11 protein-coding genes and 2 rRNA genes are annotated in these 15774 nt (G+C 67.3%); 8 read left to right on the forward strand and 5 right to left on the reverse strand.

Annotated elements, in window-relative coordinates:
• Positions 1-18: 18 nt before the first annotated feature.
• The 5 genes from Q2K21_RS04640 to Q2K21_RS04660 all read left to right on the forward strand — a co-directional run bounded on the left by Q2K21_RS04640 (position 19) and on the right by Q2K21_RS04660 (position 5500).
• Positions 19-3139 (forward strand): 23S ribosomal RNA (locus Q2K21_RS04640).
• A gap of 88 nt (positions 3140-3227) precedes the next feature.
• A 5S ribosomal RNA gene (gene rrf, locus Q2K21_RS04645) occupies positions 3228-3344 on the forward strand.
• Between the two features lie 216 nt (positions 3345-3560).
• A complete protein-coding gene (locus Q2K21_RS04650; RefSeq protein ID WP_310765672.1) occupies positions 3561-3920 on the forward strand; it encodes a hypothetical protein in 360 nt (119 codons plus the stop codon).
• A 95-nt stretch (positions 3921-4015) separates the two neighbouring features.
• Positions 4016-4789, forward strand: a complete 774-nt coding sequence (locus tag Q2K21_RS04655) for a tetratricopeptide repeat protein (protein WP_310765675.1) — start codon at positions 4016-4018, stop codon at positions 4787-4789.
• A gap of 135 nt (positions 4790-4924) precedes the next feature.
• On the forward strand, positions 4925-5500 hold the full coding sequence (locus tag Q2K21_RS04660; protein WP_310765677.1) for a suppressor of fused domain protein: 576 nt from the start codon (positions 4925-4927) through the stop codon (positions 5498-5500).
• A gap of 109 nt (positions 5501-5609) precedes the next feature.
• On the opposite strand, the gene Q2K21_RS04665 is transcribed toward Q2K21_RS04660, so the two are convergent.
• The 3 genes from Q2K21_RS04665 to Q2K21_RS04675 all read right to left on the reverse strand — a co-directional run bounded on the left by Q2K21_RS04665 (position 5610) and on the right by Q2K21_RS04675 (position 8960).
• Positions 5610-7241, reverse strand: a complete 1632-nt coding sequence (locus Q2K21_RS04665) for a phospho-sugar mutase (protein ID WP_310765679.1) — start codon at positions 7239-7241, stop codon at positions 5610-5612.
• Positions 7242-7518: 277 nt separating this feature from the next.
• Positions 7519-8343, reverse strand: coding sequence for a purine-nucleoside phosphorylase (locus Q2K21_RS04670; protein ID WP_310765682.1), 825 nt, complete (start codon positions 8341-8343; stop codon positions 7519-7521).
• A gap of 176 nt (positions 8344-8519) precedes the next feature.
• Positions 8520-8960 carry a gamma-glutamylcyclotransferase gene (locus tag Q2K21_RS04675; protein ID WP_310765685.1) on the reverse strand — a complete coding sequence of 147 codons (441 nt, stop codon included), beginning with the start codon at positions 8958-8960 and terminating at the stop codon, positions 8520-8522.
• A gap of 95 nt (positions 8961-9055) precedes the next feature.
• Between Q2K21_RS04675 and Q2K21_RS04680 the strand changes: the two genes are divergently transcribed.
• The 3 genes from Q2K21_RS04680 to Q2K21_RS04690 all read left to right on the forward strand — a co-directional run bounded on the left by Q2K21_RS04680 (position 9056) and on the right by Q2K21_RS04690 (position 13163).
• Positions 9056-10504, forward strand: a complete 1449-nt coding sequence (locus Q2K21_RS04680; protein ID WP_310765687.1) for an NAD(P)H-quinone dehydrogenase — start codon at positions 9056-9058, stop codon at positions 10502-10504.
• A gap of 236 nt (positions 10505-10740) precedes the next feature.
• Positions 10741-11706 (forward strand): DeoR/GlpR family DNA-binding transcription regulator, encoded by a 966-nt coding sequence (locus Q2K21_RS04685; protein ID WP_310765689.1) that lies wholly within the window; start codon positions 10741-10743, stop codon positions 11704-11706.
• Positions 11707-12164: 458 nt separating this feature from the next.
• Positions 12165-13163 carry a helix-turn-helix transcriptional regulator gene (locus Q2K21_RS04690; RefSeq protein WP_310765691.1) on the forward strand — a complete coding sequence of 333 codons (999 nt, stop codon included), beginning with the start codon at positions 12165-12167 and terminating at the stop codon, positions 13161-13163.
• Positions 13164-13420: 257 nt separating this feature from the next.
• Here the strand turns inward: Q2K21_RS04690 and Q2K21_RS04695 are convergent, their stop codons facing one another.
• Together Q2K21_RS04695 and Q2K21_RS04700 are read right to left on the reverse strand one after the other, a co-directional pair.
• A complete protein-coding gene (locus Q2K21_RS04695; protein ID WP_310765693.1) occupies positions 13421-13555 on the reverse strand; it encodes a hypothetical protein in 135 nt (44 codons plus the stop codon).
• Positions 13556-13837: 282 nt separating this feature from the next.
• Positions 13838-15610 carry an acetyl/propionyl/methylcrotonyl-CoA carboxylase subunit alpha gene (locus tag Q2K21_RS04700; protein WP_310765696.1) on the reverse strand — a complete coding sequence of 591 codons (1773 nt, stop codon included), beginning with the start codon at positions 15608-15610 and terminating at the stop codon, positions 13838-13840.
• Between the last annotated feature and the right edge of the window lie 164 nt (positions 15611-15774).

Here is a 15774-nt window from a genome sequence, read left to right on the forward strand (position 1 = left end):
GTGGACGCGAGCATCTGTGGCCAAGTTTTTAAGGGCGCACGGTGGATGCCTTGGCACCAGGAACCGATGAAGGACGTGGGAGGCCGCGATAGTCCCCGGGGAGTCGTCAACCAGGCTTTGATCCGGGGGTTTCCGAATGGGGAAACCCGGCAGTCGTCATGGGCTGTCACCCACTGCTGAACACATAGGCAGTGTGGAGGGAACGAGGGGAAGTGAAACATCTCAGTACCCTCAGGAAGAGAAAACAACCGTGATTCCGGGAGTAGTGGCGAGCGAAACCGGATGAGGCCAAACCGTATGCGTGTGAGACCCGGCAGGGGTTGCGCATGCGGGGTTGTGGGATCTCTCTTCTGTTGTCTGCCGGCAACAGGACGAGTCAGAAACCGTTGATGTAGGCGAAGGACATGCGAAAGGTCCGGCGTAGAGGGTAAGACCCCCGTAGTCGAAACGTCAGCGGCTCGTTTGAGAGACACCCAAGTAGCACGGGGCCCGAGAAATCCCGTGTGAATCTGGCGGGACCACCCGCTAAGCCTAAATATTCCCTGGTGACCGATAGCGGATAGTACCGTGAGGGAATGGTGAAAAGTACCGCGGGAGCGGAGTGAAATAGTACCTGAAACCGTGTGCCTACAAGCCGTGGGAGCGTCGGACATCAGCTTGCTGGTGTCTCGTGACTGCGTGCCTTTTGAAGAATGAGCCTGCGAGTTTGCGGTGTGTTGCGAGGTTAACCCGTGTGGGGAAGCCGTAGCGAAAGCGAGTCCGAATAGGGCGTTGGAGTAGCACGCTCAAGACCCGAAGCGGAGTGATCTAGCCATGGGCAGGTTGAAGCGGAGGTAAGACTTCGTGGAGGACCGAACCCACCAGGGTTGAAAACCTGGGGGATGACCTGTGGTTAGGGGTGAAAGGCCAATCAAACTCCGTGATAGCTGGTTCTCCCCGAAATGCATTTAGGTGCAGCGTCGTGTGTTTCTTGCCGGAGGTAGAGCACTGGATAGGCGATGGGCCCTACCGGGTTACTGACCTTAGCCAAACTCCGAATGCCGGTAAGTGAGAGCGCGGCAGTGAGACTGTGGGGGATAAGCTCCATGGTCGAGAGGGAAACAGCCCAGAGCATCGACTAAGGCCCCTAAGCGTACGCTAAGTGGGAAAGGATGTGGAGTCGCACAGACAACCAGGAGGTTGGCTTAGAAGCAGCCACCCTTGAAAGAGTGCGTAATAGCTCACTGGTCTAGTGATTCCGCGCCGACAATGTAGCGGGGCTCAAGCGTACCGCCGAAGTCGTGTCATTGCAGCATATAGGGCCAACGCCTGCTGTGATGGGTAGGGGAGCGTCGTCTGCCGGGTGAAGCAGCACCGGAAGGTAGTTGTGGACGGTTGACGAGTGAGAATGCAGGCATGAGTAGCGATTCACACGTGAGAAACGTGTGCGCCGATTGACTAAGGGTTCCTGGGTCAAGCTGATCTGCCCAGGGTAAGTCGGGACCTAAGGCGAGGCCGACAGGCGTAGTCGATGGATAACCGGTTGATATTCCGGTACCCGCTGTGAAGCGTCAAACATCGAGCATCGTGATGCTAAGGCCGTGAAGCCGTTCCGGACCCTTCGGGGAAAGGAAAGTGGTGGAGCCGCTGAACCAAGCGGTTAGTAGGTGAGTGATGGGGTGACGCAGGAAGGTAGTCCATCCCGGGCGGTGGTTGTCCCGGGGTAAGGGTGTAGGCCGTGCGATAGGCAAATCCGTCGCACATGAGGCTGAGACCTGATGCCGAGCCGATTGTGGTGAAGTGGATGATCCTATGCTGTCGAGAAAAGCCTCTAGCGAGTTTCATGGCGGCCCGTACCCTAAACCGACTCAGGTGGTCAGGTAGAGAATACCGAGGCGTTCGGGTGAACTATGGTTAAGGAACTCGGCAAAATGCCCCCGTAACTTCGGGAGAAGGGGGGCCACACCTGGTGAGGGAACTTGCTTCCTGAGCTGGGGGTGGCCGCAGAGACCAGCGAGAAGCGACTGTTTACTAAAAACACAGGTCCGTGCGAAGCCGTAAGGCGATGTATACGGACTGACGCCTGCCCGGTGCTGGAACGTTAAGGGGACCGGTTAGCTCCATTTCGGTGGGGCGAAGCTGAGAACTTAAGCGCCAGTAAACGGCGGTGGTAACTATAACCATCCTAAGGTAGCGAAATTCCTTGTCGGGTAAGTTCCGACCTGCACGAATGGCGTAACGACTTCTCGACTGTCTCAACCATAGGCCCGGTGAAATTGCACTACGAGTAAAGATGCTCGTTTCGCGCAGCAGGACGGAAAGACCCCGGGACCTTTACTACAGTTTGATATTGGTGTTCGGTTCGGCTTGTGTAGGATAGCTGGGAGACTTTGAAGCGGCCACGCCAGTGGTTGTGGAGTCGTCGTTGAAATACCAGTCTGGTCGTGCTGGATGTCTAACCTGGGTCCGTGATCCGGATCAGGGACAGTGTCTGATGGGTAGTTTAACTGGGGCGGTTGCCTCCTAAAGAGTAACGGAGGCGCCCAAAGGTTCCCTCAGCCTGGTTGGCAATCAGGTGTTGAGTGTAAGTGCACAAGGGAGCTTGACTGTGAGACCGACGGGTCGAGCAGGGACGAAAGTCGGGACTAGTGATCCGGCGGTGGCTTGTGGAAGCGCCGTCGCTCAACGGATAAAAGGTACCCCGGGGATAACAGGCTGATCTTCCCCAAGAGTCCATATCGACGGGATGGTTTGGCACCTCGATGTCGGCTCGTCGCATCCTGGGGCTGGAGTCGGTCCCAAGGGTTGGGCTGTTCGCCCATTAAAGCGGTACGCGAGCTGGGTTTAGAACGTCGTGAGACAGTTCGGTCCCTATCCGCTGTGCGCGTAGGAGTCTTGAGAAGGGCTGTCCCTAGTACGAGAGGACCGGGACGGACGAACCTCTGGTGTGCCAGTTGTTCTGCCAAGGGCATGGCTGGTTGGCTACGTTCGGGAGGGATAACCGCTGAAAGCATCTAAGCGGGAAGCCTGCTTCGAGATGAGGACTCCCACCCACTTGATGGGGTAAGGCTCCCAGTAGACGACTGGGTTGATAGGCCAGATCTGGAAGCACGGCAACGTGTGGAGGTGACTGGTACTAATAGGCCGAGGGCTTGTCCTCAGTTGCTCGCGTCCACTGTGTTGGTTCTGAAACCACGAACAACCCCGCTGTAGTCACAGCAGCGGTCGGGTTGTCTGTTTCATAGTGTTTCGGTGGCCATAGCGTGAGGGAAACGCCCGGTTACATTCCGAACCCGGAAGCTAAGCCTTACAGCGCCGATGGTACTGCAGGGGGGACCCTGTGGGAGAGTAGGACGCCGCCGAACAAATATTGAGAAAACCCCCGTGCCGATCGGCACGGGGGTTTTCTGCGTTTAGGGTCGAGGCGATGCGCACATGGGGGGCGTTGAACTGTAGGGCTTCGGCGTGACGCCGGCTCCGCAGGGTCAGGCCGGGCAGGACTGACCAGACACACCTTCAAAGACCTGTCCGGTGGCACTCAGGCAGCCGCCGATCAACCACCCCGATCTTGGAGGATGCTGATGTCCGGGGATCTGCAGTTGGCGGAGGATCTCGTCGCTCGGGTCCCCGAGTTCGAGGAGCTCTATGAAGCGCATGTGGAAAACGAGGGTGGCATGGTGCTCTCCCACGTGTTCTTCTGGGATGTCACGCAGGCAACCGTGGACTCCTTTCTCGACGCCCAGCCTGGAGCACCGGACTGGCGAAGTACCCTCCAGTTCCTGGAGGAGCAGGGCCGACGGGAAGTCCCTGAGATCAACGAGGTCATCGTGACTTCTTTTCTCAACAACCTGCCGTTTCCTGGTCAGCCAGGGCACGGCATAGTTGAACAGCTCGGCCCCGCCTTGGCTGAGAAGTTCGCGAAAATCCGCCCGTCCGGCTGACAGGGTGAACGTCCTCGCAAGCGAAGCGAGATGTTGCCGTACGGGAATGACTGGCCGATCCTTGCGACAGGGTGGGCAGCCGATATCATGTTCGAATGACAGGCGAACACTCTGGTATCGCGGCAACTGCTGTGGCTCTTCTGGATTCCGCGCAAGGCGGAGATCCGACTGCTGCGGATCGGCTCGCCGAGATTGTCCCGTGTCTCACGGTGGCGGCAGAGTCGGGCGAAACGGAAGCCCAGAATGTACTCGGAGGGATTCTCCTTGAATTCGAGGAGAATCCCTCCGATGCTGCTTTTTGGTTCAAGAAGACCGCTGACCAAGGCAGCGCCACGGGAAAGCGGAGCTTGGGGCATCTCTACGCGAACGGGCTGGGAGTGCCGCAGGACCTCGAGGAGGCTGAACGACTGTTTCAGAAGGCGGCCGACCAAGGGGACGCCCATGCGCAGTTCAATCTGGCGCAGCTGTGGTGGGGGAAGCGCGAGCCTCAAGCGGTCGCTGCATTGCTGCGATCAGCCGCGGAGGGTGGTGTCGACGATGCCTATGTCGTCCTCGGTGACTTGCTCGCGGCCATGGATCAGGATGCCGATGCGCTGCGCTGTTATCTGAAGGCCGCCGAGTCCGGACATGACGGAGCGATGTACGTCGCTGCCTGCTGGTACCGGGACGGCACTGCCGACCACCCGGACAAGGCCGAGTCGCTGAAATGGTTCTTCAAAATGCTCAAATCCGGAAACGCCGACGGGCTCCAAGAGGCGATCACCATGGCGCGTGGCATGAGCGACGAGGAGATCTGGCATGCCGGGCAACTGGCGGGCTCCCCTGGGGAAGCCGAGGCGATGGTGGGGACGGTGCCGAAGTATCGGTGAATCTCTGGGGTGTTGAAAATTGCCGAGGCGGACCGGACCAGCACTAAATGGTCCCCCAAGCCGGCCACTTGCCTGAGGGGGTTGGATGCTGCTGCCCGGGCTGAAGTTTTCGAAAAGGATGGGTAACCGATAGCGATGGCTGTCTTGATCGAGCATCTCGAATCCCGCCTGGGCCGGCTCCTCGGAGCCTGGGAGCCCAGTGAGCAGTCCCCCGAAGGCACCCCGAGGGTCGGCTACTTCACCGGAGGTGTCCTGGCCGGGATCCAGTGCTACGCCACGATCGGCCTGTTCAAGACCCATCTGACGTCCCGTGTGTCGGACCGGCCTCAGCATCTCGAACTGCTGGGGTGCGGCCGGCCGGTGCCGGGCGACGAGACCGGTCCGCTCCCGGGGGTTCTGGAATGGGTGGCCGAGCGTCTGGTGGTCAGTGGGGAAGCGGTGTTGCGCGGGGATGTGATCCCGCTGCCGATGCCGTTGCTTCCGGGGGGCACCATGACGGCTCTCTATGCCGCGCTCCCGGTCTGTTTCGACGACGATTTCGCATCGGTCGTCCTCGAGAACGGCGTGGAGACGGCCATGGTGTGGCTCGTACCGATCGGTGAGTCCGAAGCGGCGTTCGTCCGCGTAAAGGGATGGGACGCATTCGAGGAGGAACTGGTTCGCCAGGACCCGGATCTCCTCGATCTGAATCGCGCCGAGATCGCCCTCTGATGTCGAGGTACGGCACCGTCCGAATGTCTTCGAGTCTCGCCACGCCAGGAACGCGGCGGGCACGCGCGGCGTCGGACGTCGCCGCACGTGCCCAGGGGACGATCGGGTCTCAGATCCCGGCGGCTGCCGACAGGTCCCGCTTGATTGACGCCAGTAGGTCCGCGGCCTTCGCGCGCGCCGTCGGGAGGTCGGTGTGCGTCGCGACGGGGACCACGACCTCCAGGTAGCACTTCAGCTTCGGTTCCGTGCCGCTCGGGCGGACGATCACGCGGGCGCCGTCGAGCGTGTAGCGCAGGCCGTCCGTGGGCGGGAGCTTGTCCGTGCCCTTGGTGAGGTCCTCGGAGTTGGTGATCGACAGGCCCGCGAGGTGGGTCGGGGGCTGCTCGCGCAGGCGCCGCATCGCGTTCCCGATGATCGACAGGTCCTCGACGCGGACCGAGAGCTGGTCCGTGGCGTGCAGGCCGTGTTCGACCGCGATGTCGTCGAGCAGGTCGAGGAGGGTGCGACCCTCCTCCTTCAGGTACGAGGCGAGCTCCGTGATCAGGAGCGCGGCCGTGATGCCGTCCTTGTCGCGCACACCCTCCGGGTCCACGCAGTAGCCGAGCGCCTCCTCGTAGCCGTAGCGCAGGCCCTCCACGCGCGCGATCCACTTGAAGCCGGTGAGGGTCTCCTCGTACGGCAGGCCCGCCTTCTCGGCGATGCGGCCGAGGAGCGAGGACGAGACGATCGACTCGGCGAAGGTGCCCCGGGCGCCGCGCGTGACCAGGTGGGCGGCCAGGAGCGCGCCGACCTCGTCGCCGCGCAGCATGCGCCAGTCCTCGCCGTCCTTGACGGCCACGGCGCAGCGGTCGGCGTCGGGGTCGTTGGCGATGACCAGGTCCGGGTTCGTCTCGCGGGCCTTCGCGAAGGCGAGGTCCATCGCGCCGGGCTCTTCCGGGTTCGGGAAGGCGACGGTCGGGAAGTCCGGGTCGGGGTCGGCCTGCTCGGCGACGAGGGCGGGTTCCGGGAAGCCGGCCCGGGCGAAGGCGGCCAGGAGGACGTCCTTGCCTACGCCGTGCATCGCCGTGTAGACGGTGCGGGCCGTGCGGGGGGAGCCGGGCGTGACGACGGCGTCCGTGCGGGCGAGGTAGGCCTCCAGGACGCTGTCGTCCAGGGTTTCCCAGCCGGTGTCCGGGCGGGAGACGGCGGCGAGAGCGGTGATCGCGTCGATCTCGGCCGCGATCTCGGCGTCGGCGGGAGGCACGATCTGGGAGCCGTCGCCGAGGTACACCTTGTAGCCGTTGTCCCGGGGCGGGTTGTGGCTGGCGGTGACCTCCACGCCCGCGACCGCGCCGAGGTGCCGTATGGCGAAGGCGAGGACCGGGGTGGGGAGGGGGCGGGGGAGTACGGCCGCGCGCAGGCCCGCGCCCGTCATCACCGCCGCCGTGTCGCGCGCGAAGTCGGCGGACTTGTGCCGGGCGTCGTAGCCGATGACCACGAGGCCGTCGCTCTGCCCCTTGGCCTTGAGGTACGCGGCGAGGCCCGCGGCGGCGCGGATGACCACGGCGCGGTTCATGCGCATGGGGCCGGCGCCGAGTTCGCCGCGGAGGCCGGCGGTGCCGAACTGGAGGGTGCCGCTGAAGCGCGCGGCGAGCTCGGCGTGGTCCTCGGCGTCGATGAGCTTGGCGAGTTCCTCACGGGTCTCCGCGTCGGGGTCCTCGGCCAGCCACGCCTTGGCCCGTGCGATGAGTTCGTCGTGCACGTCGGGTCAACCTCTCGTTGTGTGGTTCGTGTGGCACCTGGGGCGGTAGGTGCACAGGTCCGCAGGCCGTCGGGTTGCGGGCCGTCGGGTGGCGCGCGTCTTGCGGGTGTCCGTCGCGGGGTGCGCGTCGTATCGCAGTATCCGTACAGTTCAGCACCGGTCGGCGAGGTCGGCACTTTTCGGCCCTGGGTCGGCGCGATCAGCCCGTCCTGGGAAGTGCCGACCGCGGGTCCGGGGGCGGCAGCCCCCAGCGACCGTCACCCCGGCTGACAGCGCCCTACAGCCGGTTCAGCACCTGGGCCAGCAGCGCTCCCATGCGGGTGGCGCTGTCGCGGCCCGCCTGGAGGACCTCCTCGTGGTTCAGCGGCTCGCCCGTCATCCCGGCGGCCAGGTTCGTGACCAGGGAGATGCCCAGGACCTCGGCCCCGGCCTCGCGTGCGGCGATCGCCTCCAGGACCGTCGACATGCCCACCAGGTCAGCGCCGATGGCGCGGGCCATGTGGATCTCCGCCGGGGTCTCGTAGTGCGGGCCGGTGAACTGCGCGTAGACGCCCTCCTCGAGGGAGGAGTCGATCTCCTTGCACAGGGCGCGCAGACGCGGGGAGTACAGGTCCGTCAGGTCGACGAAGTTGGCGCCGACGATCGGGGAGGTCGCGGTCAGGTTGATGTGGTCGCTGATCAGGACCGGCTGGCCGGGGCGCATGGTCTCGCGCAGGCCGCCGCAGCCGTTGGTGAGCACGATGGTCTTGGCGCCGGCGGCGACGGCGGTGCGGACGCCGTGCGCGACGGCGGCGACGCCGCGGCCCTCGTAGTAGTGCGTACGGCCCAGGAAGACCAGGGCCCGCTTGTCACCGATCTGGTAGGAGCGGATCTTGCCGCCGTGGCCCTCGACGGCGGGCGGCGGGAAGCCGGGAAGCTCGGTGACCTGGAACTCGGCCTCGGGTTCGCCGAGGGCATCGACGGCCGGGGCCCAGCCGGAGCCCATCACGAGGGCGACGTCGTGGGTCTCGGCACCCGTCAGTTCGCGCAGGCGCGCGGCGGCGGCGTCGGCGGCCGCGTAGGGGTCGCCCTGGATGTCGTCCGGAAGAAGAGATGCGTTCACGCGCATGAGAGTAGCCGGTCCCGGCCTACGCGCGTAGATGACGGAGCTCACGGCAATGCGATCGTTGTCTTGTCGTTTCCGACGAACCTCATCAGAGGGTGGAATGAGGTGAAGGACGTGAAGGACGTGAAGGATGTGAACGACGTGAACGCAGGATCGGCGAGGCCCGGTCCCGGTCAGCACGGCCGCTTGCGCAGCTCCATCACGTAGTCGTGCGGCGCCCCGGCCGACTCCGCCGCGTCCGCGATCTCGCCCAGGTACCGGGCGGACGGCAGGCCGCCCTCGTAGCCGTTCAGGACGTAGGTCCAGGCCGTCTCCTCGCCGTCCAGCGTGTGGACGCGGACGCTGCGCAGCCTGCGGTAGACGTCGAGCCCTCCGCCTTCCCAGCGGTCCAGGGAGTCCTCGTCCATGGGCGCGATGTCGTACAGCGCGACGAAGACCTGCGAGACCGGGTCCTCGACGATCGTCGCGAGTGCGCCCTCCCAGCCCATGTGCTCACCCCCGAAGGTCAGCCGCCAGCCGTTGAGCCAGCCTGTGGCACGCAGCGGCGAGTACGGTGCGCGGCGGGTCATCAGCCGCGCGTCGAGGTTGCCGGCGTACGCGGCGTAGAGCGACATGGAGTCGAGGGTACGTCAGTGCCACGTCCGCCTCTCCTGTAACAGAAGTAGCTCGGGCCGCCCCCGGAGGAGAAGCACCCCGGACGTGCGGGACAATGGGGTACGTGACTCGGATCGTGATCATCGGTGGCGGACCCGGCGGATATGAAGCGGCGCTGGTGGCGGCGCAGCTCGGCGCGGAGGTGACCGTCGTCGACTGCGACGGTCTGGGCGGGGCGTCGGTGCTCACCGACTGCGTCCCGTCGAAGACGCTCATCGCCACCGCCGAGGTGATGACGACCTTCGATTCTTCGTACGAAGAGCTCGGCATCATCGTGGCTGACGACACCCCTCACCTGGAGCAGGCCGCCCGCGTCGTCGGCGTCGACCTCGGGAAGGTCAACCGACGGGTGAAGCGGCTCGCGCTCGCCCAGTCCCACGACATCACCGCCTCCGTCACGCGCGCCGGTGCCCGGGTCGTGCGCGGCCGCGGCCGGCTGGAGGGCATGCAGGCGCTGGACGGGTCGCGCAAGGTCGTCGTCCGGGCCGCGGACGGCAGCGAGGAGACCCTCACCGCCGACGCCGTGCTCATCGCCACCGGCGGTCACCCGCGCGAGCTGCCCGACGCCCAGCCCGACGGCGAGCGGATCCTCAACTGGACCCAGGTCTACGACCTGGACGAGCTGCCCGAGGAGCTCATCGTCGTCGGCTCCGGTGTCACCGGTGCCGAGTTCGCCGGTGCCTACCAGGCCCTCGGTTCCAAGGTCACCCTCGTCTCCTCGCGCGACCGTGTGCTGCCCGGCGAGGACCCCGACGCCGCCGCCGTCCTGGAGGACGTCTTCCGCCGCCGCGGCATGAACGTCATGGCCCGCTCGCGCGCGCAGTCCGCCAAGCGCGTCGGCGACCGGGTCGAGGTCACCCTCGCCGACGGGCGCGTGATCACCGGGTCGCACTGCCTCATGGCCGTCGGTGCCATCCCCAACAGCAGCGGGATGGGTCTTGAGGAGGCCGGGGTCAAGCTCCGCGAGTCCGGGCACATCTGGACCGACAAGGTCTCGCGTACGACGGCTCCGGGCGTGTACGCCGCCGGTGACGTCACCGGCGTCTTCGCCCTCGCGTCCGTCGCCGCCATGCAGGGACGTATCGCCATGTACCACTTCCTGGGCGACGCGGTGGCCCCGCTCAACCTGAAGACCGTCTCTTCGAACGTCTTCACCGACCCCGAGATCGCCACCGTCGGCTACAGCCAGGCCGACGTCGACGCCGGCAAGATCGACGCCCGGGTCGTCAAGCTGCCGCTGCTGCGCAACCCGCGCGCCAAGATGCAGGGCATCCGCGACGGCTTCGTCAAGATCTTCTGCCGCCCCGGCACCGGGATCGTGGTCGGCGGTGTGGTCGTCGCACCGCGCGCGTCCGAACTGATCCATCCCATCTCGATCGCGGTCGACAACAATCTGACGGTCGAACAGATCGCGAACGCCTTCACCGTGTACCCGTCCCTGTCGGGCTCGATCGCCGAGGTGGCACGGCAGTTGCACACCCGGAAGACCGCGGGCGAGGCCTGACGGTCCCCGCCTGCCCCGGCGTGGGCGGCGGGGCAGGCTCGGCATGGGCGGCGGCCCGTCATGGGTGCCTGTCCCGGCGTGGGCGGCGGCCGGTCACGGGGAGTCGCCGACGATGCGTACGGCATAGGCGCCCGGACTGGGCGCGTATACCACTTTCCGCCCTGCCGTGCGAACAACTTCTGTTATTCGGCGCAAACTGCTGAAACCAGACGGTCGTTGGGGTTACTGTCAGTTTCGTGTTCGCTGCAGAACGTCGCCAATTGATCCTCGAAATGGTGCGAGCGAACGGGGCCGTGTCGCTCCGTGAGCTCGCGCGCGTCGTCCAGACCTCCGAAGTGACCGTACGGCGGGACGTGCGCGCACTGGAGGCAGAAGGACTCCTCGACCGCCGGCACGGCGGTGCGGTATTGCCGGGCGGGTTCACGCGAGAGTCCGGCTTTCCGCAGAAATCGCATCTCGCGACCGCCGAGAAGACGGCCATCGCCGATCTCGCCGCGGGTCTCGTCGAAGAGGGTGAGGCCATCGTGGTCGGGGCGGGGACCACCACGCAGGAGCTGGCGCGCCGGCTCGCGCGGGTGCCCGGGCTGACCGTCGTCACCAACTCCCTGCTGGTGGCCCAGGCGTTGGCCCACGCCAACCGTGTCGAGGTCGTGATGACCGGCGGCACTCTGCGCGGCTCCAACTACGCCCTCGTGGGCAGTGGTGCCGAACAGTCCCTCCAGGGCCTCAGGGTCTCCAGAGCCTTCCTGTCCGGCAGTGGGCTCACCGCCGAGCGCGGTCTGTCCACGTCCAACATGCTGTCGGCGTCCGTCGACCGCGCGCTGGTGCAGGCGGCCGCGGAGGTCGTCGTCCTCGCCGACCACACCAAGCTCGGCACGGACACGATGTTCCAGACCGTGCCGACGGACGTGATCACCCGGCTGGTCACCGACGAGCCGCCCGCGCACGACGACCGCGCGGCCACCGAGTTGCAGGCCCTGGCCGATCAGGGCGTGCAGATCGCGGTCGCCGGGGCGGCGGGCGGCGGTTCGGCGGGAGGCGATACGGGCCCGGCGGGGCGTCAGCCGCGCCGGGACGTGCCCCTCCCCGGCCCACGCCGCAGCCAGGTCCCCGGCGCCGGCCCGCAACTGCGCAGCGCGACGGTCCTGGGGGAGCCGCCCTCTGGAGAGCGCGCCCGCGTCGCGGACCTACGCCGCCGGTAGCCGCCGCGCGGGCGTTCGGCGCTGTGCAGGTCCTGCCGGGCGGGAGTTCGGTACGCCGTGCGGCAGCCTCCGGCCCGCAGGGCCGACTCGATGACCGACCGGTGCCCGGCCCCGCGGGCACCCGGCGGCAGTGAACGCCTGACGGCAGTGAACGCCTGACGGCAGTGGGCGACTGCCCCGGCGGGCGAGTGCGGGCAGCACGGGCCGATTCGCGTCCGCCCGGGTTCTTCGACACCCTGGCGGCCCGCCGATCCGCAAGGCCCCGCAAGGCCCCGCAAGGCCCGGCAGTCCCTCCTGATGTCCGGCCTCCACGGCTGTCACCTGCGTATTCCTCCGCAGTGATCCACCGTCCCCCGTTCGGGGAAGAGCGACCCGAAGCACCTCCCAGCGGCGGCGGAAAGCCGTACCTTCTTCTCGGAACTGTGTCCCAGGGCGAGAGCAGCGCCGGGAGCGTGGGCATGGAGATCAGCGGTGCGGACGGTCAGCGCGTGCTGTCGCTCGTACGGGAGGCAGAAGAAGGCGCGTCCGCCGCCGAGTTGCAGGAGCGGGCGTTGCACGGACTGATGGAGCTGATACCCGCCGACGCGGCGCAGTGCTACCGCCTCTCGGTCGACGGGGGCGACGGGGGTGGACTGCGCACGCTCTCCTACCCCCAGGAGTCCTTCCACGAGGACCCGATGGTCATCTACGAACACCCACTGGACCACCCGCTGACCGAGGTCATGCTCCAGACGCCGACCTCGGAGGCCTGGCGGGTGAGCGACGTGGCCGGCGACCGGCAGTGGCAGCGCACCCACTGCTACAACCTCGACTTCCGCCCCTTCGGAATGCGCCGCCACCTGGTCGCGTCCGCCGGATCGGACCTGGTCACGGTCGAGGGCTACGCCCTGGTCCGCTCCGGCCAGGACTTCTCCGACCGCGACCGTGACCTCCTCGGCTTCGCCCAGCTCCAACTCGCCGCCGCCGAACACCGCCTGCGGCAGCGCGAACGGCTGCTGCTCCTGTCCGCCGTCGCCCTGGAACTCGTCGGCAGTCGCGGCCATGGCGTCGCCGTCGTCGGCGAAGACGGACTGCCGTACCCGCTCAACGCCACCGCCGCATCCCTGCTGCCCGTCGTACGCGACGACCGTCGGCTCACCGGCCCGGACCCCTTCGTCGTACGGCAGGTCGAGGTCCGTCCCCACGCCCCGGCGGCCCCGGGCCTGCCGGCCCTCCTGGTCCTGCGCGACCTCGCCGCGCGCCGCGCCGCCGCCCGCCTCGCCGGCGTGACCGACCAGGAGCACCGCACCCTGCTCCACCTCGACGGCGGCCGCACGCCGACCGAGACCGCCCGAAGGATGGGTCTGTCCACCGCCACTGTGCGTGGCTACATCGCCTCCCTGCACCGCAAGCTGGAGGCGGGTCACACGGCGGCCCTGCTGCGCCGCGGACGCGATCTGGGGCTCCTCGACGACTGACCCGACGGCTGCAGGACAGCTGCACACGTGCGGTGACGGCGGTACTGACGACCGTAGCGACGGCGGTACTGACGACCGGCGTGACGGCCGCACTGACGACCGTGCGCGCGCAGGGCGTCATGTCGCGACCCGTCAGAATTGGGGGATGGTTCCCGGCCCGCCGGATCGGTTCACTGGGCGGGAGGCCGTTCCGTCCGGGTGCGGCCGTCAGGGGGAACGCTCATGACCACTACGCCGTCACGCGTGGAAGCAGCCGCCTACACCTCGGGGTCCGCCACGGGCCGCCGGGCCATGGCCGTCGTGGCGGTGCTGGGCCCGCTGCTGCTCGGCGTCGCCCTGCTGCGGGGACGGGTGATCCCGCCCTGGGCCGCCTGGCTGCTGATCCTGTCCATGCCGCTCAACGTGGTCGGCTACGCCGGCGGACTGATGCCCGTCACGGTCCTCTCCTTCGCCCTGCTGGGCGTCGGCTTCGGTGCGGCGGGCCTCGTCGTCGCCTTCCCCCAAGCTCTCGGCTTCGCTCGAGCAGGGGGACCCCCATCGGCCTCGGCTGGGCGCGCACCGCCTGAGCGACCTCAGGGAAGTCGCTTGGACCACCCGTCACGGGGGACGGGGAAACGAAGCGCCCGGTGGACCGACTGCTCCAGTCCACCGGGCGCTTCGACACGTACGGCGTGTCAGTCCTTGATCTCGCAGATGGCGGCGCCGGAGGTGATGGAGGCGCCGACCTCGGCGCTGAGGCCCTTGATGGTGCCCGCCTTGTGGGCGTTCAGGGGCTGTTCCATCTTCATGGCTTCCAGGACGACGACCAGGTCGCCTTCCTTGACCTCCTGGCCCTCCTCGACCGCGACCTTGACGATCGTGCCCTGCATCGGGGAGGCGAGGGTGTCACCGGAGGCGACGGGGCCGGACTTCTTCGCGGCGCGGCGCTTCGGCTTGGCGCCTGCCGCCAGACCCGTGCGGGCCAGGGACATGCCCAGCGAGGACGGCAGGGAGACCTCGAGGCGCTTGCCGCCGACCTCGACCACGACCGTCTCGCGGCCAGGCTCCTCCTCGCCCTCCACCTCGGCGAGCGCCGCGAACGGCTTGATCTCGTTGACGAACTCGGTCTCGATCCACCGGGTGTGGACCGTGAACGGTTCCTCGGAGCCGGTCAGTTCGGGGGCGAAGGCGGGGTCGGTGACCACCGCGCGGTGGAACGGGATCGCGGTGGCCATGCCCTCGACCTGGAACTCCTCCAGGGCGCGGGCGGCCCGCTGCAGGGCCTCCTTGCGGGTGCGGCCGGTCACGATCAGCTTGGCCAGCAGCGAGTCCCACGCCGGGCCGATCACCGAACCGGACTCCACACCCGCGTCCAGTCGCACGCCGGGGCCGGAGGGCGGGGCGAACGTGGTGACCGTGCCCGGGGCGGGCAGGAAGTTGCGGCCGGGGTCCTCGCCGTTGATGCGGAACTCGAAGGAGTGGCCGCGCAGTTCGGGGTCGCCGTAGCCCAGTTCCTCGCCGTCGGCGATGCGGAACATCTCCCGGACCAGGTCGATACCGGCGACCTCCTCGGTGACCGGGTGCTCGACCTGGAGGCGGGTGTTGACCTCCAGGAAGGAGATCGTGCCGTCCACGCCGACCAGGAACTCCACGGTGCCGGCGCCGACGTATCCGGCCTCCTTGAGGATGGCCTTCGAGGCGGCGTACAGCTCGGCGGTCTGCTTTTCGCTCAGGAAGGGGGCGGGGGCCTCCTCGACCAGCTTCTGGTGGCGGCGCTGGAGCGAGCAGTCGCGGGTGGAGACGACGACCACGTTGCCGTGCTGGTCGGCCAGGCACTGGGTCTCCACGTGGCGGGGCTTGTCCAGGTAGCGCTCCACGAAGCACTCCCCGCGGCCGAACGCGGCGACCGCCTCACGCACCGCCGACTCGTACAGCTCGGGGACCTCTTCGAGGGTGCGGGCGACCTTCAGGCCGCGCCCGCCGCCGCCGAACGCGGCCTTGATCGCGATGGGCAGGCCGTGCTCCTCGGCGAAGGCGACGACCTCGTCGGCCCCGGAGACGGGGTCGGGGGTGCCGGCGACGAGGGGGGCGCCGGCGCGCTGGGCGATGTGGCGGGCGGCGACCTTGTCACCGAGGTCGCGGATGGCCTGCGGCGGGGGGCCGATCCAGATCAGGTCGGCGTCGAGGACGGCCTGGGCGAAGTGGGCGTTCTCGGAGAGGAAGCCGTAGCCGGGGTGGATGGCGTCCGCGCCGGAGTCCTTGGCTGCCTGGAGGACCTTCTCGATGTCCAGGTAGCTGGTCGCGGGGGTGTCACCGCCCAGGGCGAACGCCTCGTCCGCGGCACGGACGTGCAGGGCGTCCCGGTCCGGGTCGGCGTACACGGCCACGCTCGCGATCCCGGCGTCACGGCAGGCCCGGGCGACACGGACAGCGATTTCGCCACGGTTGGCGATCAACACCTTGCGCACGATGGCTCCCTCTCCTTGAAACAAGCCGAGTTTAGGGACTGCCGACACGACGTTTCGACCCGTCCTCAGTGGTGAGCTTGCCCACACGGAGCGTGAAACCGGGCTCACTCAAGCTGCGAAATCCCTTGTCGCACCGCCCTACAGGGGAATCCACCGGAAAACCC

Source organism: Streptomyces sp. CGMCC 4.7035, from assembly GCF_031583065.1.
Lineage (GTDB): Bacteria > Actinomycetota > Actinomycetes > Streptomycetales > Streptomycetaceae > Streptomyces > Streptomyces yaanensis.

Coding starts and splice junctions, on each gene's coding strand:
- Q2K21_RS04650 (WP_310765672.1), top strand. CDS start 3,561: ATGTCCGGGGATCTGCAGTTGGCGGAGGATCTCGTCGCTCGGGTCCCC.
- Q2K21_RS04655 (WP_310765675.1), top strand. CDS start 4,016: ATGACAGGCGAACACTCTGGTATCGCGGCAACTGCTGTGGCTCTTCTG.
- Q2K21_RS04660 (WP_310765677.1), top strand. CDS start 4,925: ATGGCTGTCTTGATCGAGCATCTCGAATCCCGCCTGGGCCGGCTCCTC.
- Q2K21_RS04675 (WP_310765685.1), bottom strand. CDS start 8,960: ATGTCGCTCTACGCCGCGTACGCCGGCAACCTCGACGCGCGGCTGATG.
- Q2K21_RS04680 (WP_310765687.1), top strand. CDS start 9,056: ATGGGGTACGTGACTCGGATCGTGATCATCGGTGGCGGACCCGGCGGA.
- Q2K21_RS04690 (WP_310765691.1), top strand. CDS start 12,165: ATGGAGATCAGCGGTGCGGACGGTCAGCGCGTGCTGTCGCTCGTACGG.
- Q2K21_RS04695 (WP_310765693.1), bottom strand. CDS start 13,555: ATGGACAGGATCAGCAGCCAGGCGGCCCAGGGCGGGATCACCCGTCCC.